This is a genomic window from Actinacidiphila acididurans, assembly GCF_016918855.1.
Classification (GTDB): domain Bacteria; phylum Actinomycetota; class Actinomycetes; order Streptomycetales; family Streptomycetaceae; genus Actinacidiphila; species Actinacidiphila acididurans.
On record NZ_JADKYB010000020.1, the window covers coordinates 88,994 to 108,825 of the forward strand.

Below are 19,832 nucleotides of genomic sequence, written 5' to 3' on the forward strand. Positions count from 1 at the left end.
CCCTCGGGCCCCCTGGGGCCCGCCCGATCCCGGGGGAAACCAGGGGAAGACCGGGGGGAGACCGGGGGGAGACCGGGGGGAGACCGGGGGGAGAGGGGTCGCGGGCGGTCAGACCGTCCGCTCCATCATGTCCTCGATGTCGGTCGCGATCGGGTCCGCGTCGGTGCCGGTGACCACCTGGACGGCGGAACCCATCTTGACCACGCCGTGGGCGCCGGCCGCCTTGAGGGCGCCCTCGTCGACCAGGCCGGGGTCCTTGACCTCGGTACGCAGCCGGGTGACGCAGCCCTCGACATCCTCGATGTTGTCGAGTCCGCCGAGACCGGCGACGATCTTCTCTGCCTTGGTGGCCATCCGAGCCTCCTGTTCCGCTGCCCCACTGGGCGCCCGCATGGGGCCTGCCCGCTCGTGGGTCCGTTATGTCACGGTAACCCACTGTTGACAGCGTTTCACAGGCGGTGGAGCGGGATCATCGGCGGTGGGCCGGATCACAGCTCGTAGGTGGCGCCCGCCTTGGCGAGTTCGACGGGGCCGGAGAACGCGGCCTTCGCGTCGCGCAGGTTCACCGCCGGGTTGGTCCACGGCGGGATGTGGGTGAGGACCAGCCGGTCGGCGCCGGCCCGGGTCGCGGCCTGCCCGGCCTCGCGGCCGTTGAGGTGCAGGTCGGGGATGTCCTCCTTGCCGTACGTGAAGGACGCCTCGCACAGGAAGAGGTCGGCGTCCCGGGCCAGGCCCTGGAGGGCGTCGCAGGGGCCGGTGTCGCCGGAGTACGCCAGGGCGCTGCCGCCGGACTCCACGCGGAAGCCGTACGCCTCCACGGGGTGGCTGACCTGCTCGGCGGTGACGCCGAACGGGCCGATGCGGAAGGTGCCGGAGGTCAGGGTGCGGAAGTCGAAGACCTCGCTCATGCACTTCTCGTCGGGCACGTCCCCGTAGGCGATGTTGAGCCGGCGTTCGGTGCCGGCCGGGCCGTAGACGGGGATGGCCGCGGCGGGGCCGCCGTCGTGGCGGTAGTAGCGGGCCACGAAGTAGCCGCACATGTCGATGCAGTGGTCGGCGTGCAGGTGGCTGAGCAGTACGGCGTCCAGGTCGTACAGTCCGCAGTGGCGCTGGAGTTCACCCAGGGCCCCGTTGCCCATGTCGATCAGCAGCCGGAAGCCGTCGGCCTCGACGAGGTAGCTCGAGCAAGCCGAGTCCGCGGACGGGAACGAGCCCGAACAGCCGACGACGGTGAGCTTCATTCGGGGAAACACCTCCGTGGGCGCGCCGCATCCACCCCATTCCGAACGGGGTGGGGGGTGGCGGGTCCGCGCCCGCCCTGTCCTGGAAGGGTAAGCGAGTTCGGGGTGCTTGCTCCGTTACGGCTCCACGTTGTGGGCGGAATCACCAGTCCGGGTGGGTGCCGTACGAGAAGGGGTGCGGACCGGGCGGCGGGGCCGCTTCGGCGGGCCGTCCGGGCCCCGGTCCGGTGGCTCCGGCGGGGTCGGGCGGACGGCCCGTCCGGGCCCGGAGGGCGCCGCGTCAGGCCCAGAGTTGGCCGTGCAGCGCGGCCACGGCGGCCTCGGTGGACTCGGCGGTGTAGATGCCGGTGGACAGGTACTTCCAGCCGCCGTCGGCGACGACGAACACGATGTCGGCGCGCTCGCCGGCGCGGGCCGCCTTGGCGGCCACCCCGAGGGCGGCGTGCAGGGCTGCGCCGGTGGAGATGCCGGCGAAAACGCCTTCCTCGGCGAGCAGTTCGCGGGTGCGGCGGACCGCGTCCTCGGATCCGACGGAGTAACGGGTGGTGAGCACGGACTCGTCGTAGAGCTCGGGCACGAAGCCCTCGTCGAGGTTGCGCAGGCCGTACACGACGTCGTCGTAGCGCGGCTCGGCCGCGACGATCGTCACACCGGGGACCTTCTCGCGCAGGAAGCGGCCGACGCCCATGAGGGTGCCGGTGGTGCCCAGACCGGCCACGAAGTGGGTGATGGTGGGCAGGTCGGCGAGGATCTCCGGGCCGGTGGTGGCGTAGTGGGCGCCGGGGTTGGCCGCGTTGCCGTACTGGTAGAGCATCACCCAGTCGGGGTGTTCGGCGGCGATTTCCTTGGCGACGCGCACCGCGGTGTTGGAGCCGCCGGCGGCGGGCGAGGAGATGATCGTCGCGCCCCACATGGCGAGCAGTTCGCGGCGCTCGGCGGAGGTGTTCTCCGGCATGACGCACACCATGCGGTAGCCCTTGAGCCGGGCCGCCATGGCCAGCGAGATGCCCGTGTTGCCGGAGGTGGGCTCGAGGATGGTGCAGCCGGGGGTGAGCAGCCCGTCCGCCTCGGCCTTCTCGATCATGTACAGAGCCGGGCGGTCCTTGACGGAGCCGGTGGGGTTGCGGTCCTCCAGCTTCGCCCAGACGCTCACCTCGTCCGACGGGGACAGGCGCGGCAGGCGGACCAGCGGGGTGTTGCCGACCGCCGCCAGCGGACTGTCGTAACGCATCAGCGCGCGCCTCCGGCCACGGCGGGCAGGATCGTCACGTTGTCGCCGTCGGTGAGCTTGGTGCTGATGCCTTCGAGGAAGCGGACGTCCTCGTCGTTCAGGTACACGTTCACGAAGCGGCGCAGCTCGCCGTTGTCGACCACCCGGTCGCGCAGGCCCGCGTGGCGGGTGTCGAGGTCGGTGAACAGCTCGTCCAGGGTGGTGCCGCTGCCCTCCACGGATTTCCGGCCGTCGGTGTAGTTGCGGAGGATGGTCGGGATACGGACCTCGATGGCCATGGCTGCGCTCCTGTGAGTGCGTTCGTGCGGGCGGGGTGTGCTGGCTGGTGCGGTCAGACGCGCGGACACGCCGCACTGGTGCGGCGGCACAGGTCGACGTGCAGTCGCGCCACGAGCGGCGTGCCCGGCGCCTTGTCGCTCACGTCGAGGAGAACCATGCCTGCATGGTATCGATTCCCCCGGCCGCCCCGAGACGGCCGTCCCGCGATCCGGGACGTCAGGCGGGCGACGGCACCACGGTCACCTCTTCCTCGGTGACGTGTCCGTCCACGATGCGGAACGAGCGGAACTGGAACTCCTCCGCGGTGGACACCAGCACGTAGTGCGCGCCGGGCTCGTTCGCGTAACTGATGTCGGTGCGCGAGGGGTACGCCTCGGTGGCGGTGTGCGAGTGGTAGACGATCACCGGCTCCTCGCCGCGGTCGTCCATGTCGCGGTAGAGCCGCAGCAGGTCGGTGGAGTCGAACTCGTAGAACGTGGGCGAGCGGGCCGCGTTCTGCATGGGCACGAACCGCTCGGGCCGGTCGCTGCCCTCCGGGCCCGCCACGATGCCGCACGCCTCGTCGGGGTGGTCGGCGCGGGCGTGCGCGACGATCGCGTCGTACAGGTCCTTGGTGATGGTGAGCATGGCGGCCAACGTAACAAAATCGGCGCGGGCGCCCGCGGGCAGGCCGGATCCTGGACCCAGATCCTTCAGGGGGCGGGGCGCGAGGCGCCCGGACGGTCAGAGCACCGGATCGGCGGTGGGCTCCGGCGGCTGCGGTACGGGCGTCAGGTGCGGGCGGCGGGCGAAGGCGGCGGGGTTGCGGCGCTTGAGGACGGCGTGGCCCACCAGCAGTGCGGCGCACCACACCGGCGCCCCGTACAGCGAGATCCGGGCGTCGGGGTCGGCGCCGATGAGGACCACGACCAGGGCGAGGAAGGCCAGCGCGCACCAGCTCGCGGCGGCGCCGCCGGGGGCGGTGAACCAGGCGGGGGCGGCGCGGCCGGCCCGGACCGCGGCCCGGTAGCGGATGTGGCAGGCCAGGATGACGCCCCAGGTCCACACGCCGGCCACGGTCGCGAAGGCGGTGATGTACGTGAAGGCGCCGGCCGGGTCCACGTAGTTCAGCCACACCCCGATGCTCATCACGAGGACGGAGGCGAGGACGCCCAGGGCCGGGGTGCGGCGGCCGGTGAGGCGGGTGAAGGCGCGCGGGCCCTGGCCGTTGGCCGCCAGGTCGCGCAGCATGCGGCCGGTGGAGTACATGCCGGAGTTGCAGGAGGACAGGGCCGCGGAGAGCACCACGAAGTTGACGATGCCGGCGCCGAAGGGGATGCCGATCTCGGCGAAGGCGGCCACGAACGGGCTGACGCCGGGCCGGAAATGGGTCCAGGAGACGACGCTGAGGATCACCGCGAGCGCGCCCACGTAGAACAGCACGATGCGCCAGGGCAGGGTGTTGATGGCCCGCGGCAGGGTGCGGTGCGGGTCGCGGGCCTCGCCGGCGGTGACGCCGACCAGTTCGACCGCGAGGTAGGCGAACATCACGATCTGCAGGGTGAGCAGGGAGCGGCCCACGCCGTGCGGGAAGAAGCCGCCGTCGCGCCACAGGTGGCCGACCGAGGCGGTGTGCCCGGCCGCGGACAGGCCCAGGGTGAGCACGCCCACGCCGATCAGGATCATCCCGATGATGGCGGTCACCTTGATCATCGAGAACCAGAACTCGATCTCGCCGAACAGCGTCACCGAGATCAGGTTGACGGCGAGCAGCAGCACCAGGAAGGCGAGGGCGCTGGCCCATTGGGGTACCGAGGGCCACCAGTAGGTGATGTACGTGGCGGCGGCGGTGACCTCGGCCATGCCGGTGACGATCCACATCAGCCAGTACGTCCAGCCGGTGGCGAAGCCGGCGAAGGGGCCGAGGAACTCCCGGGCGTAGTCGGCGAAGGACCCGGAGACCGGGCGGTAGGTGAGCAGTTCACCCAGCGCGCGCATGATCACGAAGACGGCGGCGCCGGCGACCGCGTACATCAGGACCAGGCTGGGGCCGGCCTGGTGGATGGCGCGGCCGGCGCCGAGGAACAGGCCGGTGCCGATGGCGCCGCCGATCGCGATCATCTGGATCTGCCGGCTGCCCAGGCCCCGGGCGTAGCCCTCGCCGCCGTCGGCGGCCGCGCCGCTGTCACGGAGGGGGCCGAGGGGGCCCAGGTCCACCTTGTCCGGGTTCATGCCGGGATTCGTACCACGGCGGCAGGGCGCGGCGCCCGTCCGCATCACCCGTACCGGTGACGGCGGGTGTTACGGTCGCGGCGCCGCGGCCCCGGCCGGGGTCACGGCATGAGCGCCTCGACCAGTGACTCCTGGAGGCCGCCGAGCCACAGGTAGGCCATCACCAGCGGCTTGCGCGGATCGTCGTCGGACAGCCGGTACAGCTCGTCGTCCTCGTCCTCGGTGACCTCCAGCCGGGTGCCGAGGGCCAGCCGCAGGTCGTTGAGGGCGCCGAGCCACTGGCGGGCCTGGTCGGGGTCGAGCTGGATGCGCGGGCCGCCGGAGTCCAGCTGCCGCACCATGGCCAGCGCGTCCTCGCGCTTGCGGGCCCGCAGGTCGTTCTCGGTGAAGCGGCGGAACTCGGCCGCGTCGGCGGTCTCCTCGTACGCGTCGGGGAACAGCCGCGCCAGCACCGGGTCCTCCGGCGGCTTGGTCGGCCCCTCGGCGAACAACTCGGCCAGCGGGTCCGGCTCCGCGCCGGCCGGGGCGTCGCCCGGCCCGAGGAGTTCGAGGAACTGCACGGCGAGGCTGCGCAGGATGGAGGTCTCCACCTGGTCGAGGGTGATCGCCGCACCGCCCCCGCGCACCGGCTCGAAGGAGCCCGCCCTGGAACGCTTGCTCATCAGCGGTCCTGCGACATGGTTGCCCACAGGCCGTACCCGTGCATGGCCTGCACGTCCCGCTCCATCTCCTCGCGGGTGCCGCTGGAGACCACGGCCCGGCCCTTGTAGTGGACGTCCTTCATCAATTCGGTCGCCTTGTTCTTGGAGTACCCGAAGTACGTCTGGAAGACGTAGGTGACATAGCTCATGAGGTTGACGGGGTCGTTGTGCACGAGGGTCACCCATGGAACGTCCGGCTCGGGGACCTCGAAGGGTGCTTCGCTCGATTCCGTACGTTCGATCTCGGCAGGCGCAACGCTCACGGTTCCCATGCTGCCGCCGCTGTGGCGTTACGCACAAATGCGCGCGTGAAACGGCGTGTGCGTGGGGCGAGCGCGGAGTGTGGCGCGGTACACACCCCACCCCATCTCGTCAGTCTGACGAAATCGGAGGTAGCATCGCGGTCATGAGCACAGCAGACCTGGGACTGCCGGTGGACGTGCCGTCCACCGCCCTGTTCACCGACCGGTACGAGCTCACCATGCTGCAGGCCGCGCTCAAGAGCGGCGCGGCGCACCGGCGCTCGGTCTTCGAGGCGTTCACCCGCCGGCTGCCCGAGGGCCGCCGCTACGGGGTGGTGGCCGGCACCGGCCGGGTCCTGGACGCGGTGGAGAACTTCCGCTTCGACACCCCCGTGCTGGACTACCTGGAACGCGAGGGCGTGGTCGACGCCGAGACCCTGGAGTGGCTGGCCGGCTACCGCTTCCGCGGCGACATCTGGGGCTACCCGGAGGGCGAGGTGTACTTCCCCGGCTCGCCGATCCTGCGGGTCGAGGGCACCTTCGCCGAGGCGGTCCTGCTGGAGACGGTGGTGCTGTCGATCCTCAACCACGACTCGGCGATCGCCGCCGCGGCCTCCCGGATGGCGGTCGCCGCCGGCGGCCGGCCGCTGATGGAGATGGGTGCCCGGCGTACCCACGAACTGGCCGCGGTCGCCGCCTCCCGCGCGGCGTACATCGGCGGCTTCGCCTCCTCCTCCAACCTGGCCGCCGGCTTCCGCTACGGCCTGCCCACCATCGGCACCAGCGCGCACGCCTTCACCCTGCTGCACGACACCGAACGCGACGCCTTCACCGCCCAGGTCGAGTCCCTGGGCCGCACCACCACCCTCCTGGTCGACACCTACGACGTCGCGGCCGCCGTACGCACCGCCGTCGACGTGGCCGGCACCGACCTCGGCGCGGTCCGCATCGACTCCGGCGACCTGCTCCTGCTCGCCCACCGGGTCCGCCAGCAACTCGACGACCTCGGCGCCAAGGACACCCGCATCGTCGTCACCTCCGACCTCGACGAATACGCCATCGCCTCCCTCGCCGCCGCCCCCGTCGACGCCTACGGTGTCGGCACCTCCCTCGTGACCGGCAGCGGCCACCCCACCTGCGCCATGGTCTACAAGCTCGTCGCCCGCGCCACCTCCGACGACCCCCGCGCCCCCCTCCTCCCCGTCGCCAAGAAGTCCCTCGGCGGCAAGACCAGCATCGGCGGCCGCAAATGGGCCGCCCGCCGCCTCGACGAGGACGGCATCGCCGAAGCCGAGGTCATCGGCAGCGGCCCCGTCCCCCCCGACCTCACCGACCACCAGCTCCTCGCCCACCTCGTCCACAACGGCGAGATCATCGGCCGCGAACCCCTCGACACCGCCCGCACCCGCCACCTCACCGCCCGCGCGGGCCTCCCCCTCTCCGCCACCCAACTCTCCCGCGGCGAACCCGTCCTCCCGACGGAATTCGCCTGAGGATCTTGGGAAGGCGCGCCCCGAAGGGGCGGGGCGCCCAGGAGGAGGAGCCGCACCGACAAGGGGCGCCGCCGACCACGGAGGAGCCGCACCAATAGGGGCGCGGGGCTGTGCCTGATATGCGGCTGGCGCCGCGTGGGCGCGACAAGCCACGACGGCGGAGAGCAGACCAAAACCACACCAACCAACCCCCACACCAAGGCCCCCTCCCCCCAACCCGCAAAGATCCCTAAGCTCAACCGACCCAAGAACCGACCCGCAGAAATCCCCGCCCCGCCGGCGGGCGAACCCAAGAGCCACCCCCAACCCCAGCCACTCCCCCAAACGAACCGCCGGAGGCACCATGCACCGCGCACTCATCGTCGTCGACGTGCAGAACGACTTCTGCGAGGGCGGCAGCCTCGCGGTGCAGGGCGGCGCCGACGTGGCCGCCGCGATCACCGACCTGATCGGCGAGGCCGCCGGGACGGGCTACCGGCACGTGGTGGCGACCCGGGACCATCACATCGACCCGGGGGCGCACTTCTCGGCGCACCCGGACTACGAGCACACGTGGCCGGCCCACTGCGTGGCGGGCACGGAGGGCGTCGGCTTCCACCCGAACTTCGCCCCTTCGGTCGCCTCGGGCGCGGTGGAGGCCGTGTTCGGCAAGGGGGCGCACGCGGCGGCGTACAGCGGCTTCGAGGGCGCGGACGAGAACGGCGTGGGCCTGGCCGACTGGCTGCGCGACCGCGACGTCACCGAAGTGGACGTGGTGGGCATCGCCACCGACCACTGCGTACGGGCCACCGCCCTGGACGCGCGCCGGGCCGGCTTCACCACCCGGGTGCTGCTCGACCTGACCGCGGGCGTCGCCCCGGCCACCACCGAGCAGGCGCTGACCGAGTTGCGCGAGGCGGGCGTGGAGCTGACCGGCGAGCCGGTGGTCCGCACGCAGCCGGCGTAACCGGGCAGCCGGCAACGGCGGGTCACCGTACAGGGCGAACAGAACAGCAGCTCACTGCACGAAACGGTTCAGCGCCGAGATCGGCTGCCAGGCCGCGGTCGCCCCCGCGTGGTAGTCGCGCCAGATCAGGCCGTCGGGGTGGTGCAGCACCGCGGTGATCTCGTCGGGCGTGGGCGGCTCGACGTTGCCGCTCAGGCGGGCGCCGCGGAAGCCCGCGTTGCCGAGCCGGGTCAGGGCGCGCTGCCGGTTGAGGGCGCGCACCACCACCCGGAGGGTCTGTCCGGTGCCCGCCGGGTGCGGCAGGGCGATCGCGACGACGACCGTTCCGGAAGGGAGCCTGCTGAATCCGCCGACGGCCATGGTCACATCATCAGCCGTTCGGCGGCCGCCCACCAGGGGAAGCGGGCCGAACGGCGCCCGGAAGGCGGATCCGGGCGGCGGCGGGGCGGCGGCGGGGCGGGAAGAAGAAGCGGAACGATCGGTCACGCGTGCGACCCATGCGCCCCCCTGTGCTCCGCACGGGCGGTGAGGGCGCGCTTACCCGGCGTCGGGGCCGGGAATTCCGAACCGTAGAGTCACCCCATCAGCCCTCGCGCTGACCCGTCAGTGCCCCCGCTACGGCGTACCCCCGAGGGACGGATCCGCCATGCCACGTCCTGCGTCCGCGCAACCACGTCCTGCAATAGCGCACGTCGCCTACGGTTCCCTGGCCGTCGTCCTGTCCACCTTCGCGATGCTGCTGCTGTCGGGCGCGCGCTCCGGCGCGGCCGTGGTGGGGATCGGGGCGGCCGGGCTGTTCGTCGGCCTGCTCGTCGCGTCCGTCCTCGTGCTGCGCGGCAGCCGGCGGCCGGCCGCTGCGGCGTCCCGCGCCGTGTCCCTGCCGCGCCAACGGGTGCCGGCCGCCCCGGCCGAGCCCCGGGATTCCCTGGTGAGCGAAACCTTCCTGCGGAGCTGAGGCATCCCGCCCGGATCGACGGGCGGCCACGGCTTCGGACGGCGACGTCAGACAGCGGCCACGACCACGGTCCTGGCCGCTTTGTCATGCAGGCACTGGTGCCACGGCCGGTCCCAGGTGCACCACAGCACATTGAGCAGCCAGAACAGCGGGCCGACCAGCAGGGCGAGGAGGAGGCCGGGCAGCGCGTAGACCGCGGCCCTGGTCCAGCCCGCGGGGCCGGGCACCGCGCCGTCGGCCAGCCGCGCCGCCCTGATGCGGACCGCCATCTTTCCCAACGTCTGCCCGCGGGCGGCGGTCATGGCGCCCTCGTAGGCGAAGTACAGCAGGAAGGGGATCACCCCCACGAGGACCTGTTTCGCCGCCGGGGCGTCCCGGGCGTCCGCCACGTCGCCGCCGAGCAGGGTGGAGCTGGCCAGCGCGTCGAACGCGAGCAGGATCGCGTTGTCCACGAACCGGGCCAGGAACCGCTGGCCGTAACCCGCGAGCGGGGGCATGCCGATCGGTTGCTCAACCGTCATGCCTGCCGAGTAAATCAGCCGATCGGGGGACCGTGAAGGGCGTTGGCGGCCTTGGGACACCGGGCACGCCGGACCGGGATGGGCGGCGGCGCGCCGGGTATACGCGGGCGGCGCCGCAGCCGTACGGAACGGGCGCCCGGTTCCGGGGAGACCGTCAGTCGGCGCGCACCACCACCGTCCTGGCCGCCTTGTCGTGCAGGCCCTGCTTGTAGGGCCGGTCGAGGAGCACTGTGATACCGATGATCACGAACCAGAAGAAACTGCAGCAGAAGGCGGGCAGCCAGAGCACCAGGGCGCGGGTGGCCGCCGCCTGGGAGGTGGGGATGTCGCCGTCGGCCAGCATGGCGGTGCGCAGGCCCATTCTGCGTTTGCCGATGCTCTGGCCGCGGTCGCGGGTCATCGTCCACTCGTAGAAGAAGCCGATGCCGGCGGTGAACAGGCCGCCGACTGCCGAGCGGCCGGTGCTGAAGTCGTTGCCGCGCAGGCCGCCGACCGCCCAGTCCAGCAGCACGGCCGGGATCAGCACGATGACCAGGTCGATGATCCGGGCGAGCACGCGCTTGCCGCCCTCGGCCAGCGGCGGCATCCCGGCCAGCGGGTCGGGCGCGCCGCCGTAGGGCCCGTTCGGACCCTTGCCGTACGGTCCCTTGCCGTACGGTCCCTGGCCGCCGCCCGAGGGCCCGCCGCCCCACGGGCCGCCCTCCTCCCCGCCGGGCGGCGGAGGGCCGTACGGACCGCCGCCGTAGGGGCTCCCGGGCGGCGGCTGATCGGGCGGCGGCCCCTCGGGCGGCTCGGTGCTCATGGCCCGAGTCAACCCCTGGGGCGGTACGGCCGCCCGCCGCGCCCGGCCGTTCGGGCGACCCGGCGGGCGCGCGAGACGGGGTGCGCTCAGGCGCTCGCGACGAACGTACGCGCCGCCTTGTCGTGCCAGCACTGCTTCCAGGGCCGGTCGAACAGGCACCAGGCGACGCCGGCCAGACCCACCACCAGTGCGGTGGGCACGACCTGCACCAGCCAGCGGCGCAGGCTCGCCCAGAAGCCGGGCGGCAGCTGCGCCTCGATGTCCAGCACCTTCAGCCCGACCAGCTTCTTGCCCAGTGTGCGGCCCCACTTGGCGGTCGGCAGCACCTCCAGCAGCAACCCGGCGACGAGCACGGTCACCAGCACGGCCGCTAGTTGCGCGCCCGTGGTGCCGTCCAGCAGCCACACCTTGACGGTCCGCCCGGTCTGCCGGGCGGCGTCCACCTTGGCCTTGTCGTGGTGGTACGCGGAGCGGCCGAGCGGCACCGCCACCGCCGCGGTCACCACGCCGAGCAGCACGGTGTCCACCACCCGCGCGGCGAACCGCCGGACCAGCCCGCCGGGCCGGTCGTCGCGGACCGCGGACGCGAACGGGTCCTGGGCCACCGGCCGCCACGGGATGACGGGTTCGCCCGCCTCGGGACCGCCGCCCTGCCGGGCCAGCTCCCGTACCTGCTCGGCCCAGGGGGCGGCGCCCTGCGCGGCGGTCTGGAACGGCTGGGGCTGAGGATGCGGCTGCTGGGGTGCGGGAGCCGGCCGGGGCTGCGGTTGGGGCGGGTCCGCGAAGGGCTGCGGCTGCGGCGCGGGCGCCGGCTGCGGCAGTGGACGGGCCTGCGGGGCCGGGGCCGCCTCCTGGGGCGCGGGCCGCTGGTACGGCACCCCGGGCGCGGCGGGCGGCACGGGCGCGGCCGGGGGTACGGGCGCGGCCGGGGGCACCGGACCGGCGGCGGGCGGCGGACCGGCGGCGGGCGGCGGCGACTGCTGCGGCACTCCCCAGTCGGTGCGGGGCCGTTCGGGCTGCGGCCGGTCGGCGAGGGGAGTCACCTGCGCGGTCTCCGGGCCCTGGGAGAGCGGGGCCCGCGGGTCCTCGTCCAGGTACATCGGGCCCGACTCCTCGACCGACGCGACGGGCCGGGGCGCGGCCGGCGCCCCGCCGGAGGGCGGTCCGGGCGGCTCACCGTCGATCGGGGCCGGCCGGCTCGTACCCGGCACCCATGCCGAACCGTTCCAGTACCGGATGTAGTTCGGAATCGACGGGTCCGGGTAGTAGCCCGGAGCCGGGGAGGCGGAAGAACCGGAGGAGCCAGACGTGGGTGCGCTCATGGTTCACGGGTTCCGTATCTGCTCGGCCGGGGGGTGTGTGACGTCCACATGTACCAGACCGTCCGGCCCGGCGGGTCCGGCCCGGCGCACACCACCCTGATGACTCGTCCTTACCCCGGGGCGTATCAGTACGCCCCAGGTTCCGGAAAGTTGAAACGAATCCGCGGAACTCGCGTAATGGTGGGAGAGGCACGCGCTCTCTCCAGGTGAGGCCCCACCCTGCAACCCGCCGCCGGGGGCCGCCACGCCAGGGAAAGGACGTCGACATCATGCAGACCGTGGTGGAACGTGAACTCGAGATGGAGCTCGTGCTGTCACCGGAACGAAGCGTTCCGGTTCCGGCCCGGCTCGCCTACCGTACGGACGACCCCTTCGCCGTGCACATCACCTTCCACGTGGGCTCTGACGCCCCGGTGAACTGGACGTTCGCCCGCGAGCTGATCGTGGAGGGGGTGTTCCGGCCGAGCGGTCAGGGCGACGTGCGGATCTGGCCGACCAAGGTCAACGGCCGCAGCGTGATCTGCCTGGCGCTCAGTTCGCCCGACGGCGACGCCCTGCTGGAGGCGCCCTCCTCGCCGGTCGCCGCCTGGCTGGAGCGCACCCTGCGGGCGGTCCCCCCGGGCACCGAACTCGACCAACTCGCCCTGGACGACGGGCTCAGCGCCCTGCTGGCCGCCCCCGGCACCCGGGACGAGACCCCGGACGCGGGGGCGTGAGCCGTCAGAACACCTTGCCCGGGTTCAGCAGGCCGAGCGGGTCGAAGACCGCCTTGACGCCGCGCTGGAGTTCCGTGCCCACCGGGCCGAGTTCGCGGGCCAGCCAGTCCTTCTTCAGCAGCCCCACGCCGTGCTCGCCGGTGATGGTGCCGCCGAGGTCCAGGCCGAGCGCCATGATCTCGTCGAAGGAGGCGCGGGCCCGCGCGGACTCCTCCGGGTCGAGCGCGTCGAAGCAGACCACGGGGTGGGTGTTGCCGTCGCCGGCGTGCGCGCACACCCCGATGGTCAACTCGTGCTTCTCCGCGATCAGGGCCACCCCCTCCAGCATGTCGCCGAGCCGGCCGCGCGGTACGCACACGTCGTCGATCATGGTGGCGGTGGACACCTTCTCCAGCGCGGGCAGCGCCATCCGCCGGGCCTGGAGCAGCATCTCCGACTCGGCCGCGTCCTGCGCCGGCACCACGTCGGTGGCGCCCGCCGCCGTGCACAGCTCACCGACCGCGGCCAGGTCGGCCGCCGGGTCGGGGGTGTCGAAGGCGGCCAGCAGCAGCGCCTCGGTGGTCTCCGGCAGGCCCATCCGGGCCATCGCGTTGACCGCCCGGATCGTGGTGCGGTCCATCAGCTCCAGCAGCGACGGCACATGGCCGCTCTCCATGATCCGGCAGATCGCGTCGCAGGCCGCCGCGGCCGAGCCGAACTCGGCGGCCATGGCGAGCTGTTGCGGCGGCGCCGGCTTGAGCGCGACCACCGCCTCGACCACCACCCCGAGGGTGCCCTCGGAGCCCACGAACAGCCGGGTCAGGTCGTAGCCGGCCACACCCTTGGCGGTGCGCCGGCCGGTGCGCAGCAGCCGCCCGTCGGCCAGCACCACATCGAGGCCGAGCACGTACTCGGCCGTCACCCCGTACTTCACGCAGCACAGCCCGCCGGCGCCGGTGCCGATGTTGCCGCCGATGGTGCACTGCTCCCAGCTCGACGGGTCGGGCGGGTAGTACAGCCCCTTCTCGGCGACGGCCCGGGACAGCACGGCGTTGACGACGCCCGGCTCGACCACCGCGATCCGCTCCACCGGGTCGATCTCCAGGATCCGGTCCATCCGCGTGAGCGACAGCACGATGCAGCCGTCCACCGCGTTGGCGCCGCCGGACAGGCCGGTGCGCGCGCCCTGCGGCACCACCGGCACCCGTAGCGCGGTGGCGGTCCGCATGACGTGCTGCACCTCCTCCACGGTGCGCGGCAGCACCACCACCGCGGGGGCGCCGGCCGCGGAGAAGCCGGCCATGTCGCGCGCGTACGCGTCGGTCACGTCGGGGTCGGTGAGAAGCGCGCCCTCGGGCAGGCCCGCGGCCAGGGCGGTGGTCAGCTCGTCAGCCATGTGCTCAGCGTCGCACCGCGGGCGCCGCCTGGGTAGATCGCCGTACGGGTGGGGTGTGCGCCGTCTCACGGGGAGCGTCGGCGGGGGGCGTCCGCACGTGGCGTCCACAGGCGTGCCCGGGCGGCGTTCGCGCGGGCCGCGGGGCCCCCGGCGGGGCGTTGTCCACAGGCCGCGGCGCACGCGGGGGCGGCGGTGCCATAAGGTCGGGCGCATGCTTCAGCTCTCCCGGCGGACCACCGTCCTGACCGTGTGCGCGGCGGTGCTCGTCGCGCTGCTGGCCGTGGCCGCCTTCGCGCCGCTGCCGGTGTCGATCGTCATGCCGGGGCCGACCGCGGACGTGCTGGGCTCGAGCAAGGGCACCCAGGTGATCACCATCACCGGCACCCCGGTCCGCGCCACCACCGGGCAGCTGCGGATGCTGACCGTCTCGGCCACCGCCCCCAACGCGTCCGTGCACTTCTCGGACGTGTGGCGGGCCTGGTGGAACAAGGACCAGGCCGCGATGCCGCGCGACTCGGTCTACCCCAGCGGCGGCTCGGTGCAGCAGATCACCAAGGTCAACCAGAAGGAGATGACCCAGTCCCAGGAGAACGCGACCGCGGCCGCGCTCCAGCACCTGGGCCTGTCCCCCTCGCAGGTGAAGGTGAAGCTCCAGCTCGCCGACGTGGGCGGCCCGAGCGCGGGCCTGCTGTTCACCCTCGGCATCATCGACAAGGTGGACGGCAACGGCCACGGCGGTGACCTGACCGGCGGCCGGGTCGTCGCCGGCACCGGCACCATCGACCCCTCCGGCAAGGTCGGCGCGGTCGGCGGGGTGCCGCTGAAGGAGGTGTCCGCCAAGCGCGACGGCGCCACCGTCTTCCTCGTACCGCGCGCCGAGTGCTCCGACGCCAAGGCGCAGCTCCCCTCCGGCCTCAAGCTGATCCCGGTCCAGACGCTGGACGGGGCGCTGTCCGCGCTGAACGACCTGAACGCGGGCAAGCCGACGCCGGCCTGCTGACCCGACCGCCCGCGGGCCGGACCGGCAGCTCGCGGGCTGCGCGGGGCCCCGCGCGGGGTCACTGCTCCCGGGCCGCCTGCTCCACCAGCGGGATGATCCGCAGCGGCACCGGGTTCTCCATCACGATCGCGGTGGCGGCCCGCACGATGCCCTCGAAGCCGACCACCTTGTCGATCACCCGTTGCAGGTCGGCGTTGGAGCGGGCCACCAGGCGGCAGAGCATGTCGCCCTGGCCGGTGGTGGTGTGCAGCTCCAGCACCTCGGGCACCCCGGCCAGGTGGGCGCGGACCTGCGGGCCCAGGCCCTGCTTGATCTCCAGGGTGGCGAAGGCGGTCACCGGGTAGCCGAGGGCCGCCGGGTCGACCTGGGGGCCGAAGCCGCGGATGACCCCGCCGGCCCGCAGCCGGTCCAGCCGGGCCTGGACGGTGCCGCGGGCCACTCCCAGCCTGCGGGACGCCTCCAGCACCCCTATCCGCGGCTCCAGGTCCAGCAGAGTGATCAGCCGGCCGTCCAGCGCGTCGATCCCCATGCCGCCCGCCTCCCGTGGTCACCTCGGGGTCGCCCCCGGCGTTTCATGGTCATCCTGCACAGATTGACTTCCCGATCCTGGCTTCGGCTGCACAGGATGTCCAGTGAAATCCGGAACTATTGCGCACCCTGAAGGGCGGGGCGAGGCTTTTTCCATGACTGAGAAGGATGCTTTCCCGGTAAAGGGCATGGACGCCGTCGTGTTCGCCGTGGGCAACGCGAAGCAGGCGGCCCACTACTACTCGACCGCGTTCGGGATGCGCCGCACGGCGTACTCCGGGCCGGAGAACGGCAGCCGCGAGACGGCCAGTTACGTACTGGAGTCCGGCGGCGCCCGGTTCGTGTTCACCTCCGTCATCAAGCCCTCCTCCGCCCACGGCCGGTCGCTGGCCGAGCACGTGGCCGAGCACGGCGACGGGGTGGTCGACCTGGCGATCGAGGTGCCGGACGCGCGCGCGGCGTACGCGTACGCCGTCGAGCACGGCGCCACCGGCCTGGAGGAGCCCTACGAGCTGAAGGACCAGTACGGCACGGTGGTGCTGGCCGCGATCGCGACCTACGGGCAGACCCGGCACACCCTGGTCGACCGGTCCGGGTACGACGGGCCGTACCTGCCCGGGTACGAGGCGGCAGGTCCGCTGGTCACCCCTCCGAAGAACCGTTTCTTCCAGGCCGTCGACCACTGCGTCGGCAACGTCGAGCTCGGCCGGATGAACGAGTGGGTGGACTTCTACCACCGCGTCATGGGCTTCACCAACATGAAGGAATTCGTCGGGGACGACATCGCCACCGAGTACTCGGCGCTGATGTCCAAGGTCGTCGCCGACGGCACCCGCAAGGTCAAGTTCCCCCTCAACGAGCCGGCGGCCGGCAAGAAGAAGTCCCAGATCGACGAGTACCTGGAGTTCTACGGCGGCCCCGGCGTGCAGCACATCGCGCTGGCCACCAACGACATCGTCGCCTCGGTGCGGGCCATGCGGGAGGCCGGCGTGGAGTTCCTGGACACGCCCGACTCCTACTACGACACCCTCGGCGACTGGGCGGGCGAGACCCGCGTGCCCGTCGACACCCTGCGCGAGCTGCGCATCCTCGCCGACCGCGACGAGGACGGCTACCTGCTGCAGATCTTCACCAAGCCGGTGCAGGACCGCCCGACCGTCTTCTTCGAGATGATCGAGCGGCACGGCTCGATGGGCTTCGGCAAGGGCAACTTCAAGGCGCTGTTCGAGGCGATCGAGCGCGAGCAGGAGCGGCGCGGCAACCTCTGAGGCTCCCGCACGGTCCGGTGAGGCTCCCGCACGGTCCGGGCCGCCGGTCCTCCGGCGGTCCGGGGCGTGCGCTCAGCGCAGGGCGTCCGCGACCTCGATCGCGGCCTCGACGACCCGCAGCCCCACCCGCTCGGGCACGGAGTCGGCGAGCATCACCACGCCGACGCTGCCCTCGATGCCGGGCACGCCCAGCAGCGGGGCGGCGGCACCGCTCGCACCGGCCTCCAGTTCACCGTGGGTGAGCACGTAGCGGGTCAGGGCCGCCGTGGCGTCCCCGGCGACGTCCCCCGGGGTGCCGGCGGCCCGCTCCACGTACGCGTCGTCGCCCACCGGCTCCCAGCCGCTGCCGTCGGGGGTGGCCTGGATCGCGCGGCCGGCCAGGATCGCCCGGCCGGCCGCGCCGCGGTCCAGCGGATGGCGGAAGCCGGTGCGGTAGGCCACGTGGTAGTCGGTCCAGGTGGGCTCCACCACGGCCACCGCCAGCGCCTCGCTGCCGTCGACCAGGGTCAGGTGGGCGGTGGCGCCGATGTCCTCGGCCAGCGAGCGCAGGGCCGGCAGCGCCGCCTCCCGCAGCAGCGGGTGCACCTGGTGGGCCAGGCCCAGGACGCCAAGCCCCACCCGGGCCCGTCCGCCCAGGTCACGGCGGACCAGCGAGTGCTGCTCCAGCGTGGCCAGCAGCCGGTAGACCACGGTGCGGTTCACGCCGAGCTTGGCGGCCAGCTCCGTGACGGTCAGCCCGTGGTCGGTGTCGGCGAGCAGTTTCAGGACCCGCAGGCCCCGGTCGAGCGTTTGAGACGTCTCCGCGGTCACGACGCCCCCTCCTCGTGAAGTCGGCGGCGGGTCTCACGGCTCGTACGCACTGCCGGTCCCGGGGCAGTGCGCGGAGAGGGCCGCCGGTGTCGGCAAACCGGCTGCGCTCCGCGGCTGCTCTGCCACGGCGCGTGCGTGACCGGCACCGTAGCGAGCGAGTACCGCTGAGCGGAAGGGGTCGTCCACAATCCGGGCGCTGCTTTTGACCCGTCTTTGCGGATCGTTGCACGAGCGCGGGCGCGGGCACCACCGTTTTAGACCGCCGCGGACCGCCGAATCCGCCGCTTCAGGCCGCCGGACCGCCGCCCGGGCCGCCGCCCCGACCGCCGCCCGGCCCACCACTGCGACCGCCGCCCGGGCCGCCGAAAGCCCCCCGGACGGTCAGCGCATCCGGGTCGCCCACTCCTGCACCTTCTTGATCCGTTCGGTGAGCTGTCCCGCAGTCGCCTCGGCGCTCGGCGGTCCGCCGCACACCCGGCGCAGTTCGTTGTGGATGACGCCGTGCGGCTTGCCGCTCTGGTGGTGGTAGGCGGCCACCAGGGTGTTCAACTGCTTCCGCAGCTCCAGCAATTGACGGTGCGTCACGATCGGGCGCCGGTCCGCCGGGAGCTCCAGCAGGTCCGCCTCCTCGTCCGGCTTGCGGCGGCTGTGCGCGATCTGCCGGGCCTGCCGCCGCTGGAGCAGGATCTGCACCTGGTCCGGCTCCAGCAGGCCGGGGATGCCGAGGTAGTCCTGCTCCTCCTCGCTGCCGGGGTGGGCCTGCATGCCGAATTCGGCGCCGTCGTAGAGCACCCGGTCGAAGACCGCGTCGGACTCCAGCGCCTCGAACTTGAGCTGGTCGTCCTCGGTGGCCTCGTCCTGCTCCCGTTCGGCCTCGGCGAGCAGCTTGTCCTCCTCGGCGAACAGGTCCTCCTCGCCCTGCTTCTTCGGCCGGTCCAGTACGTGGTCCCGCTCGACCTCCATCTGCGCGGCGAATTCGAGCAGGTTCGGAATGGTCGGGAGGAACACGGACGCGGTCTCGCCGCGCCGCCGGGACCGTACGAACCGGCCCACGGCCTGGGCGAAGAACAGCGGGGTGGAGATGGTGGTGGCGTACACGCCGACGGCCAGCCGGGGCACGTCCACGCCCTCGGAGACCATGCGCACCGCGACCATCCAGCGCTCGTCGGAGTCGCTGAACTCCTCGATGCGGCGGGAGGCCCCGGCGTCGTCGGAGAGCACCACGGTGGCCTTGTGCCCGGTCAGCTGCCGGATCAGCTTGGCGTAGGCGCGGGCGGAGTCCTGGTCGGAGGCGATCACCAGGCCGCCGGCGTCGGGGATGCCCTTGCGCACCTCGGTCAGCCGCTGATCGGCCGAGGTCAGCACGTTGGGGATCCACTCGCCGGTCGGCGCGAGCGCGGTGCGCCACGCCTGGCCGATGGCGTCCTTGGTCATCGGCTCGCCGAGCCGCGCGGAGATCTCGTCGCCGGCCTTGGTGCGCCAGCGCATGGTGCCGCTGTAGCTGAGGAAGATCACCGGCCGCACCACGTTGTCGGCGAGCGCGTTGCCGTAGCCGTAGGTGTAGTCGGCCGAGGAGCGGCGGATGCCGTCGGCGCCCTCCTCGTACACCACGAACGGGATCGGGTTGGTGTCCGACCGGAACGGCGTACCGGTGAGCGCCAGGCGCCGGGTGGCCGGCTCGAACGCCTCCAGGCACGCCTCGCCCCACGACTTGCTGTCGCCGGCGTGGTGGATCTCGTCCAGGATCACCAGGGTCTTGCGCTGCTCGCACCGGTTGCGGTGCAGCATCGGCCGCACCCCCACACCGGCGTACGTCACGGCCACGCCGTCGTACTCCCGCCCCACCGGGCCCGCGCTGTAGTCCGGGTCGAGCTTGATGCCTATCCGCGCCGCCGCGTCCGCCCACTGCGTCTTCAGGTGCTCGGTGGGCGCGACCACGGTGATCTGCTGCACCAAATGGTTGTGCAGCAGATACGAGGCCAGGGTCAGCGCGAACGTCGTCTTCCCGGCGCCCGGCGTGGCCACCGCCAGGAAGTCCCGCGGTTGCTTGGCCACGTACGCGTCGATGGCCCCCTGCTGCCAGGCCCGCAGCCGGTTCGCCGTTCCCCAGGGGGCCCGGCCGGGAAACGCGGGCGACAGATGGTGGTGCGAGGAGGAGGAAGAGGTGGTAGTCACGGTCTCCGGTACGGGG

General features: G+C 72.8%; 23 protein-coding genes. 6 read left to right on the plus strand and 17 right to left on the minus strand.

What is annotated here, in order from left to right:
* Positions 1-108: 108 nt before the first annotated feature.
* The 9 genes from ITX44_RS30460 to clpS all read right to left on the minus strand — a co-directional run bounded on the left by ITX44_RS30460 (position 109) and on the right by clpS (position 5,935).
* Positions 109-354, minus strand: a complete 246-nt coding sequence (locus tag ITX44_RS30460) for a PTS sugar transporter subunit IIB (RefSeq protein ID WP_205361175.1) — start codon at positions 352-354, stop codon at positions 109-111.
* Between the two features lie 134 nt (positions 355-488).
* A complete protein-coding gene (locus ITX44_RS30465) occupies positions 489-1,241 on the minus strand; it encodes an MBL fold metallo-hydrolase (protein WP_205361176.1) in 753 nt (250 codons plus the stop codon).
* A 280-nt stretch (positions 1,242-1,521) separates the two neighbouring features.
* Entirely contained in the window at positions 1,522-2,472 is a 951-nt protein-coding gene (locus ITX44_RS30470; RefSeq protein ID WP_205361177.1) for a PLP-dependent cysteine synthase family protein, read from the minus strand.
* Entirely contained in the window at positions 2,472-2,750 is a 279-nt protein-coding gene (locus ITX44_RS30475) for a MoaD/ThiS family protein (protein WP_205361178.1), read from the minus strand. Before ITX44_RS30475 ends, ITX44_RS30470 begins: the two co-directional genes overlap by 1 nt.
* A gap of 53 nt (positions 2,751-2,803) precedes the next feature.
* Positions 2,804-2,908 carry a putative leader peptide gene (locus ITX44_RS43140; protein ID WP_372441040.1) on the minus strand — a complete coding sequence of 35 codons (105 nt, stop codon included), beginning with the start codon at positions 2,906-2,908 and terminating at the stop codon, positions 2,804-2,806.
* A gap of 59 nt (positions 2,909-2,967) precedes the next feature.
* On the minus strand, positions 2,968-3,378 hold the full coding sequence (locus ITX44_RS30480) for a M67 family metallopeptidase (protein WP_205361180.1): 411 nt from the start codon (positions 3,376-3,378) through the stop codon (positions 2,968-2,970).
* A 96-nt stretch (positions 3,379-3,474) separates the two neighbouring features.
* Positions 3,475-4,962: an amino acid permease gene (locus tag ITX44_RS30485; protein WP_205361182.1), complete on the minus strand. Its 1,488-nt coding sequence runs from the start codon at positions 4,960-4,962 to the stop codon at positions 3,475-3,477.
* A 101-nt stretch (positions 4,963-5,063) separates the two neighbouring features.
* Entirely contained in the window at positions 5,064-5,624 is a 561-nt protein-coding gene (locus ITX44_RS30490; RefSeq protein ID WP_205361184.1) for a DUF2017 domain-containing protein, read from the minus strand.
* Positions 5,624-5,935, minus strand: a complete 312-nt coding sequence (gene clpS / locus ITX44_RS30495) for an ATP-dependent Clp protease adapter ClpS (protein ID WP_205361186.1) — start codon at positions 5,933-5,935, stop codon at positions 5,624-5,626. Before clpS ends, ITX44_RS30490 begins: the two co-directional genes overlap by 1 nt.
* A 134-nt stretch (positions 5,936-6,069) precedes the next feature.
* On the opposite strand from clpS, the gene ITX44_RS30500 reads away from it, so the two are divergent.
* Complete coding sequence (locus ITX44_RS30500) at positions 6,070-7,398, plus strand: nicotinate phosphoribosyltransferase (RefSeq protein WP_205361188.1); 1,329 nt, start codon at positions 6,070-6,072, stop codon at positions 7,396-7,398.
* A gap of 343 nt (positions 7,399-7,741) precedes the next feature.
* Entirely contained in the window at positions 7,742-8,344 is a 603-nt protein-coding gene (locus ITX44_RS30505; protein ID WP_205361190.1) for an isochorismatase family protein, read from the plus strand.
* Between the two features lie 51 nt (positions 8,345-8,395).
* On the opposite strand, the gene ITX44_RS30510 is transcribed toward ITX44_RS30505, so the two are convergent.
* Complete coding sequence (locus tag ITX44_RS30510) at positions 8,396-8,704, minus strand: hypothetical protein (RefSeq protein WP_205361192.1); 309 nt, start codon at positions 8,702-8,704, stop codon at positions 8,396-8,398.
* Between the two features lie 286 nt (positions 8,705-8,990).
* Between ITX44_RS30510 and ITX44_RS30515 the strand changes: the two genes are divergently transcribed.
* Positions 8,991-9,299: a hypothetical protein gene (locus ITX44_RS30515; protein ID WP_205361194.1), complete on the plus strand. Its 309-nt coding sequence runs from the start codon at positions 8,991-8,993 to the stop codon at positions 9,297-9,299.
* 47 nt (positions 9,300-9,346) lie between these two features.
* Here the strand turns inward: ITX44_RS30515 and ITX44_RS30520 are convergent, their stop codons facing one another.
* The 3 genes from ITX44_RS30520 to ITX44_RS30530 all read right to left on the minus strand — a co-directional run bounded on the left by ITX44_RS30520 (position 9,347) and on the right by ITX44_RS30530 (position 11,944).
* Positions 9,347-9,820, minus strand: coding sequence for an RDD family protein (locus ITX44_RS30520; RefSeq protein ID WP_236061991.1), 474 nt, complete (start codon positions 9,818-9,820; stop codon positions 9,347-9,349).
* Positions 9,821-9,974: 154 nt separating this feature from the next.
* Positions 9,975-10,622, minus strand: a complete 648-nt coding sequence (locus ITX44_RS30525) for an RDD family protein (protein WP_205361196.1) — start codon at positions 10,620-10,622, stop codon at positions 9,975-9,977.
* Between the two features lie 86 nt (positions 10,623-10,708).
* On the minus strand, positions 10,709-11,944 hold the full coding sequence (locus ITX44_RS30530; protein ID WP_205361198.1) for an RDD family protein: 1,236 nt from the start codon (positions 11,942-11,944) through the stop codon (positions 10,709-10,711).
* 269 nt (positions 11,945-12,213) lie between these two features.
* On the opposite strand from ITX44_RS30530, the gene ITX44_RS30535 reads away from it, so the two are divergent.
* The gene (locus ITX44_RS30535; RefSeq protein ID WP_205361200.1) at positions 12,214-12,660 is read left to right on the plus strand and encodes an SsgA family sporulation/cell division regulator; all 447 of its coding nucleotides are present in this window, start codon (positions 12,214-12,216) and stop codon (positions 12,658-12,660) included.
* 4 nt (positions 12,661-12,664) lie between these two features.
* Here the strand turns inward: ITX44_RS30535 and ITX44_RS30540 are convergent, their stop codons facing one another.
* Positions 12,665-14,035, minus strand: coding sequence for an FAD-binding oxidoreductase (locus tag ITX44_RS30540; protein WP_205361202.1), 1,371 nt, complete (start codon positions 14,033-14,035; stop codon positions 12,665-12,667).
* 211 nt (positions 14,036-14,246) lie between these two features.
* On the opposite strand from ITX44_RS30540, the gene ITX44_RS30545 reads away from it, so the two are divergent.
* Complete coding sequence (locus tag ITX44_RS30545; RefSeq protein ID WP_205361204.1) at positions 14,247-15,035, plus strand: S16 family serine protease; 789 nt, start codon at positions 14,247-14,249, stop codon at positions 15,033-15,035.
* 58 nt (positions 15,036-15,093) lie between these two features.
* On the opposite strand, the gene ITX44_RS30550 is transcribed toward ITX44_RS30545, so the two are convergent.
* Positions 15,094-15,564, minus strand: a complete 471-nt coding sequence (locus ITX44_RS30550) for an Lrp/AsnC family transcriptional regulator (protein WP_205361206.1) — start codon at positions 15,562-15,564, stop codon at positions 15,094-15,096.
* Between the two features lie 154 nt (positions 15,565-15,718).
* Here ITX44_RS30550 and hppD point away from each other — a divergent pair, with 154 nt between their 5' ends.
* Positions 15,719-16,831: a 4-hydroxyphenylpyruvate dioxygenase gene (hppD, locus tag ITX44_RS30555; RefSeq protein WP_205361208.1), complete on the plus strand. Its 1,113-nt coding sequence runs from the start codon at positions 15,719-15,721 to the stop codon at positions 16,829-16,831.
* A gap of 72 nt (positions 16,832-16,903) precedes the next feature.
* Here the strand turns inward: hppD and ITX44_RS30560 are convergent, their stop codons facing one another.
* A complete protein-coding gene (locus ITX44_RS30560; RefSeq protein WP_205361210.1) occupies positions 16,904-17,641 on the minus strand; it encodes an IclR family transcriptional regulator in 738 nt (245 codons plus the stop codon).
* A 381-nt stretch (positions 17,642-18,022) separates the two neighbouring features.
* Complete coding sequence (locus tag ITX44_RS30565) at positions 18,023-19,816, minus strand: DEAD/DEAH box helicase (RefSeq protein WP_205361212.1); 1,794 nt, start codon at positions 19,814-19,816, stop codon at positions 18,023-18,025.
* Positions 19,817-19,832 lie beyond the last annotated feature (16 nt).

Excerpts from the sequence above, each read along its gene's own strand:
- ITX44_RS30460 (WP_205361175.1), bottom strand. The coding sequence starts at position 354 with ATGGCCACCAAGGCAGAGAAGATCGTCGCCGGTCTCGGCGGACTCGAC.
- ITX44_RS30465 (WP_205361176.1), bottom strand. The coding sequence starts at position 1,241 with ATGAAGCTCACCGTCGTCGGCTGTTCGGGCTCGTTCCCGTCCGCGGAC.
- ITX44_RS30470 (WP_205361177.1), bottom strand. The coding sequence starts at position 2,472 with ATGCGTTACGACAGTCCGCTGGCGGCGGTCGGCAACACCCCGCTGGTC.
- ITX44_RS30475 (WP_205361178.1), bottom strand. The coding sequence starts at position 2,750 with ATGGCCATCGAGGTCCGTATCCCGACCATCCTCCGCAACTACACCGAC.
- ITX44_RS43140 (WP_372441040.1), bottom strand. The coding sequence starts at position 2,908 with ATGGTTCTCCTCGACGTGAGCGACAAGGCGCCGGGCACGCCGCTCGTG.
- ITX44_RS30480 (WP_205361180.1), bottom strand. The coding sequence starts at position 3,378 with ATGCTCACCATCACCAAGGACCTGTACGACGCGATCGTCGCGCACGCC.
- ITX44_RS30485 (WP_205361182.1), bottom strand. The coding sequence starts at position 4,962 with ATGAACCCGGACAAGGTGGACCTGGGCCCCCTCGGCCCCCTCCGTGAC.
- ITX44_RS30490 (WP_205361184.1), bottom strand. The coding sequence starts at position 5,624 with ATGAGCAAGCGTTCCAGGGCGGGCTCCTTCGAGCCGGTGCGCGGGGGC.
- clpS (WP_205361186.1), bottom strand. The coding sequence starts at position 5,935 with ATGGGAACCGTGAGCGTTGCGCCTGCCGAGATCGAACGTACGGAATCG.
- ITX44_RS30500 (WP_205361188.1), top strand. The coding sequence starts at position 6,070 with ATGAGCACAGCAGACCTGGGACTGCCGGTGGACGTGCCGTCCACCGCC.
- ITX44_RS30505 (WP_205361190.1), top strand. The coding sequence starts at position 7,742 with ATGCACCGCGCACTCATCGTCGTCGACGTGCAGAACGACTTCTGCGAG.
- ITX44_RS30510 (WP_205361192.1), bottom strand. The coding sequence starts at position 8,704 with ATGGCCGTCGGCGGATTCAGCAGGCTCCCTTCCGGAACGGTCGTCGTC.
- ITX44_RS30515 (WP_205361194.1), top strand. The coding sequence starts at position 8,991 with ATGCCACGTCCTGCGTCCGCGCAACCACGTCCTGCAATAGCGCACGTC.
- ITX44_RS30520 (WP_236061991.1), bottom strand. The coding sequence starts at position 9,820 with ATGACGGTTGAGCAACCGATCGGCATGCCCCCGCTCGCGGGTTACGGC.
- ITX44_RS30525 (WP_205361196.1), bottom strand. The coding sequence starts at position 10,622 with ATGAGCACCGAGCCGCCCGAGGGGCCGCCGCCCGATCAGCCGCCGCCC.
- ITX44_RS30530 (WP_205361198.1), bottom strand. The coding sequence starts at position 11,944 with ATGAGCGCACCCACGTCTGGCTCCTCCGGTTCTTCCGCCTCCCCGGCT.
- ITX44_RS30535 (WP_205361200.1), top strand. The coding sequence starts at position 12,214 with ATGCAGACCGTGGTGGAACGTGAACTCGAGATGGAGCTCGTGCTGTCA.
- ITX44_RS30540 (WP_205361202.1), bottom strand. The coding sequence starts at position 14,035 with ATGGCTGACGAGCTGACCACCGCCCTGGCCGCGGGCCTGCCCGAGGGC.
- ITX44_RS30545 (WP_205361204.1), top strand. The coding sequence starts at position 14,247 with ATGCTTCAGCTCTCCCGGCGGACCACCGTCCTGACCGTGTGCGCGGCG.
- ITX44_RS30550 (WP_205361206.1), bottom strand. The coding sequence starts at position 15,564 with ATGGGGATCGACGCGCTGGACGGCCGGCTGATCACTCTGCTGGACCTG.
- hppD (WP_205361208.1), top strand. The coding sequence starts at position 15,719 with ATGACTGAGAAGGATGCTTTCCCGGTAAAGGGCATGGACGCCGTCGTG.